A 14,680-nucleotide genomic window follows, 5' to 3' on the forward strand; every position below is an offset into this window, starting at 1 on the left:
TCACGCCGTGGCGATCGCCGCCGCCTCCGCCCGCCATCCAAGCACGGCGGCGTAGAGCTCGAGATAGCGCCCGGCCATGGCCGTGGCCGAAAAGCGCTCTTCGAATCTGCGCCGGATGAGGGATCGGTTCAACCCCGCCGCGGCCTTTACGGCGGCGCAGGCCTCGTCTTCATCGCGGACAATGAAGCCGGTCAGGCCGTGTTCCACGACTTCCGGCACCGAACCGCAGGCATAGGCGACCACCGGCGTTCCACAGGCCATGGCTTCGATCATCACCAGGCCGAAAGGCTCAGGCCAATCCACGGGGAACAGCAGCGCCGCCGCGCCGCCCAGGAACGCCGACTTTTCCGCATCGCCGATCTCGCCGACGAATTCCACCAGCGGTTCACCGAGAATCAGGGGCTCGATCTTCTGCTGGAAGTAGTCGACGTCGGCCTGGTCCACCTTGGCGGCGATCTTCAGGGGCATGCCCAGCCGCCGGGCGATGGCGATGGCCCGGTCGGGCCGTTTCTCCGGCGAGATCCGGCCCAGGAACGCCAGATAACCCTGCGGCTGGACGCTGGGAGAATAGAGGTCGGCCGCCAGGCCGTGGTGCACCGTGCCCGCCCAGTTGGCGAAGGGCAGCGGTTTCCTCTGATCGTCCGAGATGGAGACCAGCGGGAACTGCACCCACCGGCGATAGACCTCCGGCAGGTCCTTCAGGTCGAGCCGCCCGTGCAGGGTGGTCAGGGTCTTCTCGGCCATGTCGGCGAACACCGGGAAGTGCAGCATGTCGGTGTGGAAGTGGATCAGATCGAATTCCGAGGCGCGCCGCCGCACCTCGGAAAGCTGGGTCAAATGGGCGGCCAGGTCCGACTTCAGAAGGGCCGGATCCAGCCGGATCGCCTGGTCCCGCACCGCCACGAGCTCGCCTCGGGTCCGCGCCTCGGCGCTGGCGAACAGGGTGACGTCGTGCCCCAATTCCACCAGGGCGTCGGTCAGGTGCGCCACCACGCGTTCCGTCCCCCCATAGAGGCGCGGCGGCACGGCCTCGTAGAGCGGTGAAACCTGCGCGACCCTCATGGCGTTGCTCCTGCCAGAATCCCTGTTGAAACCCCGACGCTCGGCTGCAGGCAGCCCAAAGCGCCAAAGCTTCCGGACGCCCCGGAAGTTCCGTGTCCGGCGCGCAAATTTCGCAAGGTTGGAACGCTGCGTTGACGGGCGGCGCCGGGCGCCGGCAAACCAGAATCCAGGCGGCGCGTGGCGACCCGCAGCGTCCCTTTGCGTTAGGCCATGGCGGACATGATCGAGACCTTTTCCAGCCCCGACGAATTCGCCGACGCCGCGGCGGCTGCTGTGCTCGAGGAGCTCTCGCGCGGGCTCGACGAACGCGGCGCGGCGACCCTGGTCGCCACCGGCGGCCGCTCGCCCGCCCCGGTCTATGATCGGCTGTCCGCGGCCAAGATCGACTGGGCGAAGGTTTCGGTGACGCTGTCCGACGAACGGCTCGTCCCGCCCGACGCGCCGGACTCCAATGAGCGCTTGGTGCGCGCCCACCTGCTTCAAGGCCCGGCGGCCGCGGCCCGTTTCGTTCCGCTATACAGCCCGACCGGGGATCCGCAGGCCGCCGCCGAACGCGCCGAGCCCGCCTTGCGAAAACTCACGCCTTTCGATTCCATGCTGCTGGGCATGGGGGAGGATGGCCACGTGGCCTCGCTCATTCCCGGAAGCCCGGTGCTGGCGCAAGGCATGGACCTGGGCGGCGAGGCCCTGCTGCTCGGCGTGCCGGCCGGCGTCGGCTCCCCACCCCTGGCGCGCATCACGCTTACGCTTCCCGCGCTTCTGCAGGCGCGCGCGATCCTGCTGCTGATCTCCGGCCCCCGGAAGCGGGAGGTCGTGGCCGAGGAAGCCGGTCTGCCCGTGCACGCCCTGCTCGAACAGGCTAAAGGCCGGGTGCGCATCCTTTGGACACCCTAGGACCGAGAGGGACCGCCATGCACCCCGTCACCGCCGAGGTCACCGCCCGCATCCAGGCCCGCAGCCGCGACAGCCGCGCCGACTACCTGGACCGCATGGCCGCAGCCCGCCATGCCGGCCCGGGGCGCGCCAAGCTCTCCTGCGCCAACTGGGCTCACGCCTTCGCGGTGCTGCCGGACTCCGGCAAGCAGCGGATGCGGGATCCGACCGCCCCAAACGTCGGCATCGTCTCGGCCTATAACGACATGCTCTCGGCCCACCAGCCGCTGGAGCGGTTCCCCGCCATCATCAAGGCGGCGGCCGAGGAGATCGGCGCCACGGCCCAATACGCCGGCGGCGTGCCGGCCATGTGCGACGGCGTCACTCAAGGGCGACCGGGCATGGAGCTCTCGCTCTTCTCCCGCGACGTCATCGCCATGGCGACGGCGGTGGCGCTCACCCACGACGCCTTCGACGCGGCCCTGATGCTGGGCATCTGCGACAAGATCGTGCCGGGCCTGTTCATCGGCGCGCTCGCCTTCGGTCACCTGCCGACGATCTTCGTGCCCGGCGGCCCCATGACCTCGGGCCTGTCCAATTCGGAAAAGGCGCGGGTGCGCGGCCTCTACGCCGAGGGCAAGGCCACCCGCGACGAACTGCTCGAAAGCGAGATGAAGTCCTACCACGGGCCCGGCACCTGCACCTTCTACGGTACGGCCAACTCTAACCAGATGATGATGGAGATGATCGGCCTGCACCTGCCGGGTTCGGCCTTCATCACCCCGAACACGCCGCTGCGCGACGCCCTGGTGGCCGCGGCCCCCAGGCGGGCGGTGGAGATCGCCCAGGGGACCAACGCCTATACGCCCATGGCGCAGGTGGTCGACGAGAAGAGCATCGTCAACGCCATGGTCGGCCTCCTGGCCACCGGCGGATCGACCAACCATACCCTACATCTGGTCGCCATGGCCCGGGCCGCCGGCGTGCTGATCGACTGGTCCGACTTCGACGAGCTTTCCAAGGTCACGCCCCTGCTCGCCCGGGTCTATCCGAACGGGACGGAGGACGTGAACGCCTTTCACGCGGCCGGCGGCATGGCCTTCATCATCAAGGAGCTGCTGGATGCGGGCCTCGCCCACGAGGACGTGGTCACCGTCGCCGGCCACGGCCTGCGCCGCTACCAGCAGGAGCCGTTCCTCGACGACGGCCGGCTGGTCTGGCGCGACGGTACGGCCCAGAGCCTCAACCCCGACATCCTGCGGCCGGTCTCGAACCCGTTCCAGCCCGAGGGCGGCATGCGCCTGCTGAAAGGGCCGCTCGGACGAGCCGTGCTGAAGACCTCCGCGGTGAAGCCCGAGAACTGGGTCATCGAAGCCCCGGCCCTCGTTTTCGAGGACCAGGACGAATTGCTGGCGGCCCACAAGCGCGGCGAGCTGGAGCGCGACTTCGTGGCCGTCGTGCGCTTCCAGGGCCCCCAGGCCAACGGCATGCCCGAGCTGCACAGCCTGACCCCCGTTCTGGGCGTGCTGCTGGACAAGGGCCTCAAGGTGGCCCTGGTCACCGACGGGCGGATGTCGGGCGCCTCGGGCAAGGTGCCGGCGGCGATCCATGTCACCCCGGAGGCGGCCGACGGCGGCCCTCTGGCCTTCGTGCGGAACGGGGACGTCATCCGGCTCGACGCCCATCGCGGGGAGCTGACGATCAAGGTCGACCCGGCCGAACTGGCCGCCCGGCCGGCCGCCGTCTGCCCGCCCGCCGGGTTCGGCTACGGGCGCGAGCTGTTCGGCTGGATGCGGCGCGCCGCGAGCCCCGCCGAGACCGGCGCCAGCGTGCTGTTCGGAGACGCCGCGTGAAGCCGACCTATGTGGGGCTGGTCGGCGACGTGGGCGGCACCAACGCCCGTTTCGCCCTGGTGGACGACCAGGGCCGCATCCGCAATCCGAAGACCTATCCCGCCGGCGACTATCCCACCCTGATCGAGGTGGCGGAGGCGTACCTGGAGACCACGGCCGGCCGCCGCCGGCCGCCGGCCGCCGTCCTGGCTGTCGCGGGACCTGTGGTCGAAGGCGAGATCGAGTTCACCAACCTCGACTGGCAGGTTTCCGAAGCCGAGCTGATCGGAGCTTTCGAGCTGCACGAGGCGCGGCTGATCAACGATTTTGCGGCCCAGGCCCTGGCGGCTCCCGTACTCTCCGGCGACGACCTGAGGGTGATCGGGCCTGAATTGAAGGGCGCGGAGGACGCGCCGGTCGTGGTGCTGGGCGCCGGCACCGGCTTCGGGGTCTCGCTGCTGGTCCGCACGCCGCGCGGCGACCTGCCGGTGTCGAGCGAAGGCGGCCACGCGGCGTTTGCGCCCTATGACGGCGTCGAGGCGGCGATCTGGGCGAGCCTGCGCCGCACCCATGGCCGGGTCTCCATCGAGCGGGTGCTGTCCGGCCCCGGCCTCTACGCCCTCTACCGAGGACTTGCGGAGGTGCATGGCGCACAGCCGATCCACACGGACGAAAAGGCCGTGCTGAAGGCCGGCGAGGAGGACGGTGATCCCCTGGCCGAAGAGACCCTGGACCGCTTCTGTGAGATCCTGGGCTCCGTGGCCGGGGACATCGCGCTTACCTGCGGCGCCCGTGGCGGGGTCTATGTATCGGGCGGCATCGCCCCGCGCATGGCCGACCGCCTGGCCTCCGGCGGCTTCCGGCGGCGGTTCGAGGACAAGGGCCGGCTCTCCGACTATTGCCGGGAGATTCCCACCTGCCTCATCCTGCATCCCTATGCGGCCCTGGTCGGCGCGGCGCGCGCGCTCGCCCAGATGGAAGGAGCCCGCCGATGACGCTCGAGGAGATCCTGCGCCTCTCGCCGGTCGTGCCGGTGCTGGTCATCGAGGAGGCCGCCGACGCTGTTCCCCTGGCGCGCGCCCTCGTCGACGGCGGCCTGAAAGTGCTGGAGATCACCCTGCGCACGCCTGCTGCGATCGATTCCATCCGCCGCATCGCCGGCGAGGTGGAGGGCGCGGTGGTCGGCGCCGGCACCATCACCACGCCCGCCGCCCGCCAGGCCGCCGCCGACGCCGGCGCCCGGTTCGGCGTCTCGCCCGGCCTGATCGAGGGGGAGGGCTTCGACGGGCCGGTCCCGCTGCTGCCGGGGGTGGCGACCGCCACCGAACTGATGTGGGGCCTGCGCGCCGGCTACACCTATTTCAAGCTGTTCCCGGCCACCGCCGTGGGCGGGGTCGACCTCCTGAAGGCCTTCGCCAGTCCCTTCCCCCAAGCCCGGTTCTGCCCCACCGGCGGCATAGACGCCGACAACGCCGGCGATTTCCTCGCCCAGCCCAATGTGGTCTGCGTCGGCGGCAGCTGGGTCGCGCCCAAGGACGCGGTCCGCGCCGGGGACTGGGACCGGGTCAAAGCCCTCGCCCATCGCGCGGCGGCCCTGCCGAGGCCGGGCCTGACGCTCGCGCCAAGCTGAACGTTGCACAACGGCCGGCTCAGGCTGGTTTCAGGCGCGCCGTGGTCTTCTTTGCGTCAACGCCGCCCCCCCGCGGCGTCCTCAAGGAGGACCGACATGAAGAAGATTCTGCTCTCCCTGGCGGCGGCTTCGGCCCTGGCGCTCACCGCCGGCGCGGCCTCCGCCCAGGCTTGGAACACCGGCTACGACCGTCAGGCCGAGCTCAGCGCCCGTATCGAGGCCGGCCTGCGTTCCGGCGACCTTACCCGCGCCGAAGCCCGCGATCTGCGCGCGGCCATGGACGACCTGGCGGCCCTGGAGGCCCGCTATCGGGTCGGCGGCCTGTCGAGCTGGGAACGCACCGATCTCGACCGCCGCTACGACGCCCTGGCCATGCGGATCCGCTATGACCGCCGCGACGACCAGCGCTGGGACGACTGGCGCGACCCGCGCGGCGGCTGGATGAACATCAACCAGCGTCAGGCGCGCCTGGACCAGCGGATCGAGATGGGCTTGCGCACCGGCCGGATCACGCCGCGCGAGGCCGCCAGCCTGCGGGCCGAATACCGGGCCATCGCCAATCTGGAGGCCCGCTACCGCGCCAACGGCCTGTCCAGTTGGGAACGGGCCGACCTCGACCGGCGCTTCGACGCCCTCGCCGCCAGGATCCGCTGGGAAGCCCGCGATGGCGAACGCTACGGCTATGGCTACGGCCAGCGCTGGTAGCGCCGTTCATCGCCATGACGAAGGGGCGGCCCTCGGGCCGCCCCTTTTTCGTGTCCGCGCCCTGGTCTAAAGCCGCGCTTTCGGACGGAGGGGGCGATGGCTCACGAAAAGACGCACGCCGGCGGCTATACGATCAGCGACGATCCCGCCCGCTTCGACCTCACCCGCGCCCATGGCTGGATCTCCGGCCAGAGCTACTGGGCGCCAGGCATTCCGTTGGCGACCTTCCGCAAGGCGGTCGAGAACAGCCTGACCGTCGGCGCCTATGCGCCCGAGGGCGAGATGGCGGCCATGGCCCGCGTGGTCACCGACCGGGCCACCTTCGGCTGGATCTGCGACGTCTTCGTCGACGAGGCCTATCGCGGTGCGGGGCTCGGCAAGGCGCTGATGGCTTATCTGAAGGACCATCCCGACCTGCAGGGCTTCCGCCGCATGCACCTGGCGACCCGCGACGCCCACGGGCTCTACGCCCAGTTCGGCTTCACGCCCCTCACCGCGGCCGACCGGTGGATGGAAATCCGCGGTCCAGGCTACCTCTAGGAGCCCGTTCCGCAAAAGTGGAACCCGGCTTTGCGATCAGAACGCGCTCAAGCTTTCGTATTATAGGATGGTCAGCTCCGGCCAGCGGCGACGGGCCGCCTCGGCCGTGCGCGCAAAGCCGTTGGTCTTTCGCATCGGATTGGGCCGCAGGCGCAGGGCGAACAGATCCTCCAGGCCGAACGGCGCCACGATGATCATCCGCCCGTCGGCCTCCAGCCGGGCGCCGACCGCGAAGGTGGCGCTGGTGAACCGCTCCAGCGCTTCGGCGCTGGACCTGAGAGGCGCATAAGGTTCTCCGAACTTGCCTTCGAACCACAGGTGCACGCGCGCCTGGTTGCGCACCTCCACCATCTCCCGCAGCGGCGGCTCGAAGGCGGCGGCCACCCGCTTGATCACCACGTCCTCGGCCTCGTAGCTGGTGTCCGGATCGAAATAGCCGAGGTCGTAGTCCTTGATTCCATAGTCGGGATCTCGGCCGGTCAGGTGATTCAGCGCCCGCTGATAGATCGCCCCGGAGAAGATCAGCCAGTCGGGCAGGTCGAGCGCCCGGGCGGTCTCCATCACCTGCATCAGGCTGGGCGCGGCCCGCAGTATCGCCTCCAGCCGCGCCGTCAGGTCTTCGCTCATCGCCCCTCCCGCAGCGGCCAGCCGTGGTCCAGCGGGCCATGCCCCGCCCCAAAGCCAGGCGCCCGCCGCATAGCCTCGTGCACATAGGCCCACGCGGCGGCGACGGCGTCGGTCAGCTTCAGCCCCTGGGCGATCCCCGTGGCGCAGGCCGAGGCCAGGGTGCAGCCGGTGCCGTGGGTGTGGCGGGTGTCGAGCCGCTCGCCCGCGAAGGTGGTCTCGCCCTGCGGCGTCATCAGCACGTCGACGACGGTTTCGCCGGGCACATGGCCGCCCTTCATCAGCACGGCGGCTGCGCCCAGCTTCAGCAAGGCCTCGCCCGCGCGGCGCAGGTCGTCGGTCGTGGAGGCCGACATCCCGGTCAAGGCCTCGGCCTCCGGCGCATTGGGCGTCAGCAGGGCCGCGCGGGGAATCATCAGCGATCGCACCGCCCCGACGGCCCGATCCTCCAGCAGGGCGGCCCCGCCCTTGGCGACCATGACGGGATCGATCACCGCCGGCGTCGTCTGGACGGAGTCGAGGATGCGCGCGACCGCCTCCACCGTCTCGGCCGAGCCGAGCATGCCGGTCTTGATCGCGTCGGCGCCGATGTCGTCCAGCACCGCCCGGGCCTGGGCCTCCACCACCTCCAACGGGATGGGGTGCACGCCCGTGACGCCCAGGGTGTTCTGCACGGTGACGGCGGTGATCGCCGTGGCGGCATAGCCTCCGAGCGCCGTCACCGTCTTGATGTCCGCCTGAATGCCCGCCCCGCCGCCGGAGTCGGAGCCGGCGATGATCAGCACGCGGCCTCTGGTCTCGTTCATGCGCCGCGCTTAGCGCGACTGTTCGCCCGATGCACCGCTTTTCGCTCCCGCACCCACAGGCAGCGCAGAACGCTCTCCGCGTCAAACTTCCGGCGTTTTCGTGAGGTCGTTCTACTGTTCGACCGCCGACTGAAGCTGTCCGCCATGCCCCCAATCGACGATAGCCTCGGAACCGTGACCCGCCGCGGCGCGGTCTACGACATCACCCTCACGCGCCGCATAGCCCGGCCGGTGGAAAAGGTCTGGGCGGCGATCGCCAAGCCGGAGCGGATCGCCGACTGGTTCACCGAGGTCGAGCTCGATCCCCGGCCGGGCGGCGTCTTCCGGCTGAAATTCCCGCAGGACGGCTATGTCCTGGAAGGCGTCGTATTGGCCTATGAGCCGATGCGCCTCTTCGCCTACAGCTGGCCCGATCCGAGCCACGCCAACTCCGTGGTGCGGTTCGAGCTGGAGCCGGAGGGCCGAGGCTCCCGCCTGACCCTCACCCAGACCTCCCTGTCGGGGCGGGGCATGAACATTCTCGCCGGCTGGCACGTCTTCCTGGGCGGCCTGCCCGGCGCGGCGGAGGGCGTGCGCACCGTCTGGACCCGCGCCCATGAGGACCGGGTGCTGGCGCGCTACGAGGCGGCGCTTTCAGCCTGAGGCGAGGCTGCTAAGCTTCGCCGCATGTCCGAGAAGATCGCCCTCGTCACCGGCGCCGGCAGCGGCATCGGCCGCGCCGCCGCCAAGGCCCTGCTGGAAGCCGGCTGGAGCCTGGTGCTGACCGGCCGCCGCCGCGACCCCCTGGAGGAGACCGCGGACGGCTGGCTGGAGCGCGCGCTCGTCCATCCCGCCGACGTCTCCCAACCGGCGGAGGTGGAGCGCCTGTTCCACGCGGCCAGGTCCCGTTTCGGGCGGCTGGACCTGTTGTTCAACAACGCCGGCGCCTCGGCCGGCGGCCGGTTCGAGGACCTGACGCTCGACGCCTGGCGGCGGGTGGTGGACGTCAACCTGACCGGCGCCTTCCTCTGCGCCCAGGCCGCCTTCCGCATGATGAAGGACCAGGACCCGCGCGGCGGCCGGATCGTCAACAACGGCTCTATCTCCGCCCATGCGCCGCGGCCGTTCTCCGCCCCCTATACGGCGACCAAGCATGCGATCACCGGCCTGACCAAATCGATCACCCTGGAAGGCCGCGCCTACGACATCGCCTGCGGCCAGATCGACATCGGCAACGCCGCCACCGAGATGACGGCGGCCATGGCGCGCGGCGTGCCCCAGGCCGACGGCTCCTTCGCGCCCGAGCCGTTGATGGACGTGCAGGCCGTCGCCGACGCCGTGCTGTTCATGGCCGGCCTGCCGCCCTCGGCCAACGTCCAGTTCATGACGGTCATGGCGACCAAGATGCCGTTCATCGGCCGCGGCTGACGATTTTCCGGAACACCGTTCGGCGCGGCCCGGTTGGCGAGATGTCCGGACAAAGGAGGTTCGTCATGAGCGCCAACGGACTCGAGGTGTTCGACAGAACGCTGCAGACCACCAATACCTGGCTCAAGGAAATCATGGAGGAGATCGGCCCCGACCGGCAGACCGCCTGGAAGGTGCTGACCGTCGTCCTCCATAAGCTGCGCGACCGCCTGCAGGTGGAGCTCGCCGCCCATCTCGGTTCGCAGCTGCCGCTGCTGATCCGCGGCGTCTATTACGATCAGTTCCAGCCGGCCAAGCAGCCGACCGACTGCCGCACGCTGGACGAGTTCGTCGAAGAAGTGGCCGAATGGCTTTCCGACACCCGGCCGGTGGACCCCAAGCTGGCCGTTCACGCCGTCTTCCGCGTGCTTTCGCGGCATGTGCCCCAGGGCCAGATCGAGAAGGTGCGAGGCGCCCTGCCCCAGAGCCTGAGATCGTCCTGGGAAAGCCTGGAAGACGTCGAGACCGCCCGCGGGCCCGGCCGCGGCGACGAAGCGCCCGCCCCCCAGATCTGATCGTCCAGATCTGAGGACTCAGCCGCGGGCGAGCGCCAGGCGAGCGGCGAAGGTCAGGAAGATACCGCCGGTCGCCCGGTCGAGCCAGGCGATGGCCGCCGGGCGGCGCAGGATGCGGGCCAGGGGTCGGGTCGCGATCGTCAGCAGGCCGAGCCACAGGCCGCCCATGCCCGCATGCAGGGCCGCGAGCAGGAACATGAACGGCCCCGCCGCCACGCCTTCGGGCAGGAACTGCGGCAGGAACGAGACGTAGAACACGCCCACCTTTGGGTTCAGGAGGTTGGTGAGGAGGCCGCGCCGCAGCCAGGCGAGGTCGCCGCCGCCCGCGTTCGTAACGGCGCCCTCCAGCGTGAAGCTCCGCCGAGGCTTCAGGATCAGGTTCACGCCCAGCCAGGCGAGATAGGCCGCGCCGACCCACTTCAGGACCGTGAACGCGGTTTGCGACGCAGCGAGCAGGGCGCCCAGGCCGAGCGCCACGGCCGCCCCCCAGACCAGGCAGCCGAGCACGATCCCCGCCGCCGCGAAACCGGCCCGCCGCACGCCCTCCGCCGCTCCGGTGCGCAGGACCAGCGCCGTGTCCAGCCCCGGCGTGATGGTCAGCAGGGCTGCGGCGGCGCAGTAGGCGACGAGGGCGGCCGTCACGCTCACGGGCGCTCCACCAGTTCGCCGTTCTCGATCACCCGATAGAAGCAGGATCGGAAGCCGACATGGCAGGCCCCGCCGTCGCCCTGCGGCCGCACCTTCAGCCAGACGCAGTCCTGGTCGCAGTCGATGCGGATCTCCACCACCTTCTGGATCTGGCCGCTGGTCTCTCCCTTATGCCAGAGCTCGCCGCGGGAGCGGCTGAAATAGACCGCCTCGCCGAGCTCCAGGGTGCGCTTCAGCGCCGCGGCGTTCATCCAGGCGAACATCAGCACCTCGCCCGTCTCCGCATGGGTCGCCACCGCGGCGATCAATCCGTTGGCGTCGAAGCGCGGGCTGAGGACCGCGCCGCGCTCCAGGGCCTCGGCGTCGGGGGCGGTGGGGAACAGGGGCTGGCTCATCGCCTTGCTATAGCCTCGGTCGCGCGCGAGGTGGAGGCTGGAACTCGTCGTGGAGACGCAGGCCAGCCTACGGCTGCGAAATCTTCTCAAGGCAGGCTAGCCTCCAGCCATGAGTCTCAAGGACTGGGTCAAGGCCAAGGTCTCCGAGTTCGACGCCGCCGCGCGCCCGTGGGCGGAGCGCAGCCGCTGGCACGGCTACGCCTACGAATTCCTGCTGTTCGGGCTGAAGCAGGCCTGGGCCTGCCTGTTCGGCGGGGCGATGCTGGCCCTGCTGATCGCGACCCGGTTCTTCTGGCCGGAAGACGCGCCTTTCGCCCGCTACGATTTCCTTGTGGTCGCCGCCGTGGCGATCCAGGGCCTGCTGCTGGCCACCAAGCTGGAACGCTGGGACGAGGCGGTGGTCATCCTGGTCTTCCACGTGGTCGGCACGGCCATGGAGGTGTTCAAGACCGCCCAGGGCTCATGGATCTATCCGGAGGAGAGCCTGCTGCGCATTGGGGGCGTGCCGCTGTTCTCCGGCTTCATGTACGCCTGCATCGGCTCCTACATGGCCCGGATCATCCGCCTGTTCGAGATCCGGTTCGAGCGCTATCCGCCGCTGTGGGGGCCGTGGCTGCTGGCGGTGCTGGCCTATGTCAACTTCTTCACCCACCATTATCTACCCGACATCCGCTGGGGCCTCTTCGCCCTCTCCGTCGTGCTGTTCGGCCGCACCTGGTTCCAGTTCACGCCCGACAAGGCCATGCGGCGCATGCCCATGCTGCTGGGCGCGCTGCTGGTGGCCTTCTTCATCTGGATCGCCGAGAACGTCGGCACCTTCACCTCGACCTGGATCTACCCCGACCAGCGGGACGGATGGCGGCTAGTGCCGCTGGCCAAGCTCGGGTCCTGGTACCTCCTGATGATGCTGAGCTTCGTGCTTGTCACCCTGGTGCATAGGCCGGAGCGGGCGGAGGCGCCGGCCTCATCGCCCGGGGCCAGGCAGCCTCAGCTTGGGTTCCCGCCTGCGCGGGAATGAGCGGCGGGGCGGCGGCCGGGAGCTCGCCGGAGGCAGGGGCAACGCATATGGCGCGAGCCGCGCCTTTCCTCCCTCTCCCGCTCGGTGGGAGAGGGTGTCCGAAGGACGGGTGAGGGCGAGGCGCAGCCGAGGCCGCCGTCAGGCGGGCGGCGCGAAGCGGCGCAATAGCCTGCAGCCTTTGAAGGTGTTGGCGCCTTCGGCGCCAGCGGCTCCGCCGCCCTCGCGGCCTTAAGCCGCTCACCCTCACCGGGCCTTCGGCCTGTCCTCTCCCGCGAGCGGGAGAGGAGGATTACATACGCGATCCCCTGCCCCCGAGAAGGAGCATCGGCCTGAGCGCCCCGCCTAGCGGCGGTTCACGAAGTCAAGGAACCGCTGCCGGAGCGTCGGGTCGGTCTTGAAGACGCCGGTGAACTGGGTGGTGATGGTCGAGACGTGCCGGTGGTGCACGCCGCGGGTGGTCATGCACTGGTGGGCCGCGTCGATCAGCACGGCGACGCCGGCGGGGCGCAGGCTGTCGGTGATGGCGTCGCAGATCTGCTGGGTCATGGTCTCCTGGGTCTGGAGACGGCGGGCGAAGATCTCGACCACCTTGGCCAGCTTTGAGATGCCGACCACGCGGTTCGTCGGCATGTAGGCGACATAGGCCTTACCCAGGAACGGCGCCATGTGGTGCTCGCAGTGGCTCTCCACCTCGATGTCGCGCAGCATGACGATGTCGTCGTAGCCCTGCACGTCCTCGAAGGTGCGGCTCAGCTCCTTGGCCGGATCAAGCTTGTAGCCCTCGAACCATTCGGCGTAGGCGTCGACCACTCGCTTGGGCGTGTCGATCACGCCTTCGCGGCGGGGATCGTCGCCGGCCCAGGCGATGAGGGTGCGCACCGCCTCCATCGCTTCTTCGCGCGTCGGGCGCTTCACGGCTTCAAGATCAAGATCGGCGGACCCGATCAGGGTTCGGTCGCGAGACGGAGCATCCATGTGTGAGATCGGTCTTCCCGGGCTGAGTTGCGCCGGGACGAAGGTCCCGGAAATGACGCGTGCCACCCTTCTATGGCCGGCGAAGCTGCGCGGAGGCTACCCCGTGGCTTCCCGCCCTGGCCGACTGTATATGGGGCCAAGCCCTTGCCGGGCAACTCTTACCCAGCGTCACCTTACCCCAGAAATTCTATGGCCCTTTCGCTCTACGACACCATGGCCCGCGAGAAGCGGCCCTTCGTTCCCAGGGATCCTGCACGGGTGACGATGTATGTGTGCGGGCCGACGGTCTACAATTACGCCCACATCGGCAACGCCCGGCCGGTGGTGGTGTTCGACGTGCTGTTCCGCCTGCTGCGCCACCTCTATGGCGAGGACGCGGTGATCTATGCGGCCAACGTCACGGACGTGGACGACAAGATCAACAGGAAGGCCGCCGAGGAAGGCGTTCCCATCGACACGATCACCGAGCGCTACCTGGCGATCTACAACGAGGACATGGCCACCCTGGGCGCCCTGCGCCCGACGCATCAGCCGCGCGCCACGCGGACCATGGGCGCCATCAAGGCGATGATTGAACGGCTGGTGCGCAACAACGCCGCCTACGCCGCCGAGGGCCACGTGCTCTTCGACACCCAGGCCTATTCCGACTACGGCAAGCTCTCGCGCCAGCCGATGGAGGACATGATCGCCGGCGCCCGGGTCGACGTGGCCCCTTACAAGCGTCATCCGGCCGATTTCGTCCTGTGGAAGCCTTCCAAAGAAAACGAGCCGGTGTGGGAGAGCCCCTGGGGGCCCGGCCGGCCCGGCTGGCATATCGAATGCTCGGCCATGATCGAAGAGACGCTGGGCCTGCCCATCGACATCCACGGCGGCGGGATCGATCTCCTGTTCCCGCACCACGAGAACGAGATGGCTCAGGGCATGTGCGCCCACGGCCACGCCCATGGGCGGCCGGAGGCCTACGCCCGCTACTGGATGCACAACGGCTTCCTGAACATGGGCGCCGAGAAGATGTCCAAGAGCCTGGGCAACGTCTCGCTGGTGCACGACCTGGTGAAGCAGGCGCCGGGCGAGGCCCTGCGCTGGGCCCTGCTGGTCGGCCACTATCGCGCGCCGCTCGAATGGACCGGGGAGTTGATCGAGCAGGCGAGAAAGGCGTTGGACCGGCTGTACGGCGCTCTGCGCCGGGCGTCCGACGTGGAAGCCGCGCCCGCCGAGGTTCCGCAGGCCTTCCTGGCGGCCCTGGAGGACGACCTGAACACGCCGGCGGCGTTCGCCGAACTCTTCGCCCTGGGCTCGCGCCTGGAAACCGCCGCCCCCGCCGACCGCGCCCGGGCCAAGGGCGAACTCCTGGCCGCGGCGAACCTCATCGGCTTCCTGGCCGGCGACCCGGAAGTCTGGTTCCAAGGCGGCGCGGACGAGGCCCTGCGCGCGCGGGTCGAGGCGCTGATCGCCGCCCGCGTCGAGGCTCGCGCGGCCAAGAACTGGTCCGAAGCCGACCGCATCCGCGACGAGTTGGCGAGCCTCAATGTCGAGGTCATGGACGGTCCATCAGGCGCGACCTGGCGGATTCGAGATACGGTCTAGGGAGCCGGCGATGGTGAAAAGACC

17 protein-coding genes are annotated in these 14,680 nt (G+C 69.7%); 11 read left to right on the top strand and 6 right to left on the bottom strand.

Features of this window, described 5'->3' with window-relative positions; all coding sequences use genetic code 11:
* Positions 1-1,062: a glycosyltransferase family 4 protein gene (locus tag ACK41C_RS03000; protein WP_409650344.1), complete on the bottom strand. Its 1,062-nt coding sequence runs from the start codon at positions 1,060-1,062 to the stop codon at positions 1-3.
* A gap of 210 nt (positions 1,063-1,272) precedes the next feature.
* Here ACK41C_RS03000 and pgl point away from each other — a divergent pair, with 210 nt between their 5' ends.
* From pgl to ACK41C_RS03030, 6 genes are all read left to right on the top strand, one after another.
* Positions 1,273-1,956: a 6-phosphogluconolactonase gene (gene pgl, locus ACK41C_RS03005; RefSeq protein WP_409650346.1), complete on the top strand. Its 684-nt coding sequence runs from the start codon at positions 1,273-1,275 to the stop codon at positions 1,954-1,956.
* A gap of 17 nt (positions 1,957-1,973) precedes the next feature.
* Complete coding sequence (edd, locus tag ACK41C_RS03010; RefSeq protein ID WP_409650348.1) at positions 1,974-3,788, top strand: phosphogluconate dehydratase; 1,815 nt, start codon at positions 1,974-1,976, stop codon at positions 3,786-3,788.
* A complete protein-coding gene (gene glk / locus ACK41C_RS03015) occupies positions 3,785-4,762 on the top strand; it encodes a glucokinase (RefSeq protein WP_409650350.1) in 978 nt (325 codons plus the stop codon). Before edd ends, glk begins: the two co-directional genes overlap by 4 nt.
* Complete coding sequence (gene eda, locus ACK41C_RS03020; protein ID WP_409650352.1) at positions 4,759-5,397, top strand: bifunctional 4-hydroxy-2-oxoglutarate aldolase/2-dehydro-3-deoxy-phosphogluconate aldolase; 639 nt, start codon at positions 4,759-4,761, stop codon at positions 5,395-5,397. The genes glk and eda overlap by 4 nt, the downstream gene beginning before the upstream one ends.
* A 96-nt stretch (positions 5,398-5,493) precedes the next feature.
* The gene (locus ACK41C_RS03025; protein ID WP_409650354.1) at positions 5,494-6,102 is read left to right on the top strand and encodes a hypothetical protein; all 609 of its coding nucleotides are present in this window, start codon (positions 5,494-5,496) and stop codon (positions 6,100-6,102) included.
* A 96-nt stretch (positions 6,103-6,198) separates the two neighbouring features.
* Positions 6,199-6,642, top strand: coding sequence for a GNAT family N-acetyltransferase (locus tag ACK41C_RS03030; protein WP_409650355.1), 444 nt, complete (start codon positions 6,199-6,201; stop codon positions 6,640-6,642).
* Between the two features lie 60 nt (positions 6,643-6,702).
* Here ACK41C_RS03030 and ACK41C_RS03035 read toward each other — a convergent pair whose 3' ends face one another.
* Positions 6,703-7,269, bottom strand: a complete 567-nt coding sequence (locus tag ACK41C_RS03035; protein WP_409650357.1) for a nucleotidyltransferase family protein — start codon at positions 7,267-7,269, stop codon at positions 6,703-6,705.
* A complete protein-coding gene (thiD, locus tag ACK41C_RS03040; RefSeq protein ID WP_409650359.1) occupies positions 7,266-8,072 on the bottom strand; it encodes a bifunctional hydroxymethylpyrimidine kinase/phosphomethylpyrimidine kinase in 807 nt (268 codons plus the stop codon). The genes ACK41C_RS03035 and thiD overlap by 4 nt, the downstream gene beginning before the upstream one ends.
* A gap of 144 nt (positions 8,073-8,216) precedes the next feature.
* On the opposite strand from thiD, the gene ACK41C_RS03045 reads away from it, so the two are divergent.
* The 3 genes from ACK41C_RS03045 to ACK41C_RS03055 all read left to right on the top strand — a co-directional run bounded on the left by ACK41C_RS03045 (position 8,217) and on the right by ACK41C_RS03055 (position 10,033).
* Positions 8,217-8,714, top strand: coding sequence for an SRPBCC family protein (locus tag ACK41C_RS03045; RefSeq protein WP_409650361.1), 498 nt, complete (start codon positions 8,217-8,219; stop codon positions 8,712-8,714).
* A 24-nt stretch (positions 8,715-8,738) separates the two neighbouring features.
* Entirely contained in the window at positions 8,739-9,479 is a 741-nt protein-coding gene (locus ACK41C_RS03050) for an SDR family oxidoreductase (protein WP_409650363.1), read from the top strand.
* Between the two features lie 65 nt (positions 9,480-9,544).
* Positions 9,545-10,033: a DUF2267 domain-containing protein gene (locus ACK41C_RS03055; protein ID WP_409650365.1), complete on the top strand. Its 489-nt coding sequence runs from the start codon at positions 9,545-9,547 to the stop codon at positions 10,031-10,033.
* 18 nt (positions 10,034-10,051) lie between these two features.
* Here ACK41C_RS03055 and ACK41C_RS03060 read toward each other — a convergent pair whose 3' ends face one another.
* Together ACK41C_RS03060 and hisI are read right to left on the bottom strand one after the other, a co-directional pair.
* Positions 10,052-10,681 (bottom strand): LysE family translocator, encoded by a 630-nt coding sequence (locus ACK41C_RS03060; RefSeq protein WP_409650367.1) that lies wholly within the window; start codon positions 10,679-10,681, stop codon positions 10,052-10,054.
* The gene (hisI, locus tag ACK41C_RS03065) at positions 10,678-11,076 is read right to left on the bottom strand and encodes a phosphoribosyl-AMP cyclohydrolase (RefSeq protein WP_409650369.1); all 399 of its coding nucleotides are present in this window, start codon (positions 11,074-11,076) and stop codon (positions 10,678-10,680) included. Before hisI ends, ACK41C_RS03060 begins: the two co-directional genes overlap by 4 nt.
* Before the next feature lie 109 nt (positions 11,077-11,185).
* Here hisI and ACK41C_RS03070 point away from each other — a divergent pair, with 109 nt between their 5' ends.
* Positions 11,186-12,094: a DUF817 domain-containing protein gene (locus ACK41C_RS03070; protein ID WP_409650371.1), complete on the top strand. Its 909-nt coding sequence runs from the start codon at positions 11,186-11,188 to the stop codon at positions 12,092-12,094.
* A 342-nt stretch (positions 12,095-12,436) separates the two neighbouring features.
* Here the strand turns inward: ACK41C_RS03070 and folE are convergent, their stop codons facing one another.
* Positions 12,437-13,069, bottom strand: a complete 633-nt coding sequence (gene folE / locus ACK41C_RS03075) for a GTP cyclohydrolase I FolE (protein WP_409650373.1) — start codon at positions 13,067-13,069, stop codon at positions 12,437-12,439.
* Positions 13,070-13,258: 189 nt separating this feature from the next.
* Between folE and cysS the strand changes: the two genes are divergently transcribed.
* On the top strand, positions 13,259-14,656 hold the full coding sequence (cysS, locus tag ACK41C_RS03080; protein WP_409650375.1) for a cysteine--tRNA ligase: 1,398 nt from the start codon (positions 13,259-13,261) through the stop codon (positions 14,654-14,656).
* The last annotated feature ends 24 nt before the right edge of the window (positions 14,657-14,680 follow it).

The organism is Phenylobacterium sp. (genome assembly GCF_046290725.1).
GTDB lineage: Bacteria > Pseudomonadota > Alphaproteobacteria > Caulobacterales > Caulobacteraceae > Phenylobacterium.

Excerpts from the sequence above, each read along its gene's own strand:
- ACK41C_RS03000 (WP_409650344.1), bottom strand. The coding sequence starts at position 1,062 with ATGAGGGTCGCGCAGGTTTCACCGCTCTACGAGGCCGTGCCGCCGCGC.
- pgl (WP_409650346.1), top strand. The coding sequence starts at position 1,273 with ATGGCGGACATGATCGAGACCTTTTCCAGCCCCGACGAATTCGCCGAC.
- edd (WP_409650348.1), top strand. The coding sequence starts at position 1,974 with ATGCACCCCGTCACCGCCGAGGTCACCGCCCGCATCCAGGCCCGCAGC.
- eda (WP_409650352.1), top strand. The coding sequence starts at position 4,759 with ATGACGCTCGAGGAGATCCTGCGCCTCTCGCCGGTCGTGCCGGTGCTG.
- ACK41C_RS03025 (WP_409650354.1), top strand. The coding sequence starts at position 5,494 with ATGAAGAAGATTCTGCTCTCCCTGGCGGCGGCTTCGGCCCTGGCGCTC.
- ACK41C_RS03030 (WP_409650355.1), top strand. The coding sequence starts at position 6,199 with ATGGCTCACGAAAAGACGCACGCCGGCGGCTATACGATCAGCGACGAT.
- ACK41C_RS03035 (WP_409650357.1), bottom strand. The coding sequence starts at position 7,269 with ATGAGCGAAGACCTGACGGCGCGGCTGGAGGCGATACTGCGGGCCGCG.
- thiD (WP_409650359.1), bottom strand. The coding sequence starts at position 8,072 with ATGAACGAGACCAGAGGCCGCGTGCTGATCATCGCCGGCTCCGACTCC.
- ACK41C_RS03045 (WP_409650361.1), top strand. The coding sequence starts at position 8,217 with ATGCCCCCAATCGACGATAGCCTCGGAACCGTGACCCGCCGCGGCGCG.
- ACK41C_RS03050 (WP_409650363.1), top strand. The coding sequence starts at position 8,739 with ATGTCCGAGAAGATCGCCCTCGTCACCGGCGCCGGCAGCGGCATCGGC.
- ACK41C_RS03055 (WP_409650365.1), top strand. The coding sequence starts at position 9,545 with ATGAGCGCCAACGGACTCGAGGTGTTCGACAGAACGCTGCAGACCACC.
- hisI (WP_409650369.1), bottom strand. The coding sequence starts at position 11,076 with ATGAGCCAGCCCCTGTTCCCCACCGCCCCCGACGCCGAGGCCCTGGAG.
- ACK41C_RS03070 (WP_409650371.1), top strand. The coding sequence starts at position 11,186 with ATGAGTCTCAAGGACTGGGTCAAGGCCAAGGTCTCCGAGTTCGACGCC.
- folE (WP_409650373.1), bottom strand. The coding sequence starts at position 13,069 with ATGGATGCTCCGTCTCGCGACCGAACCCTGATCGGGTCCGCCGATCTT.
- cysS (WP_409650375.1), top strand. The coding sequence starts at position 13,259 with ATGGCCCTTTCGCTCTACGACACCATGGCCCGCGAGAAGCGGCCCTTC.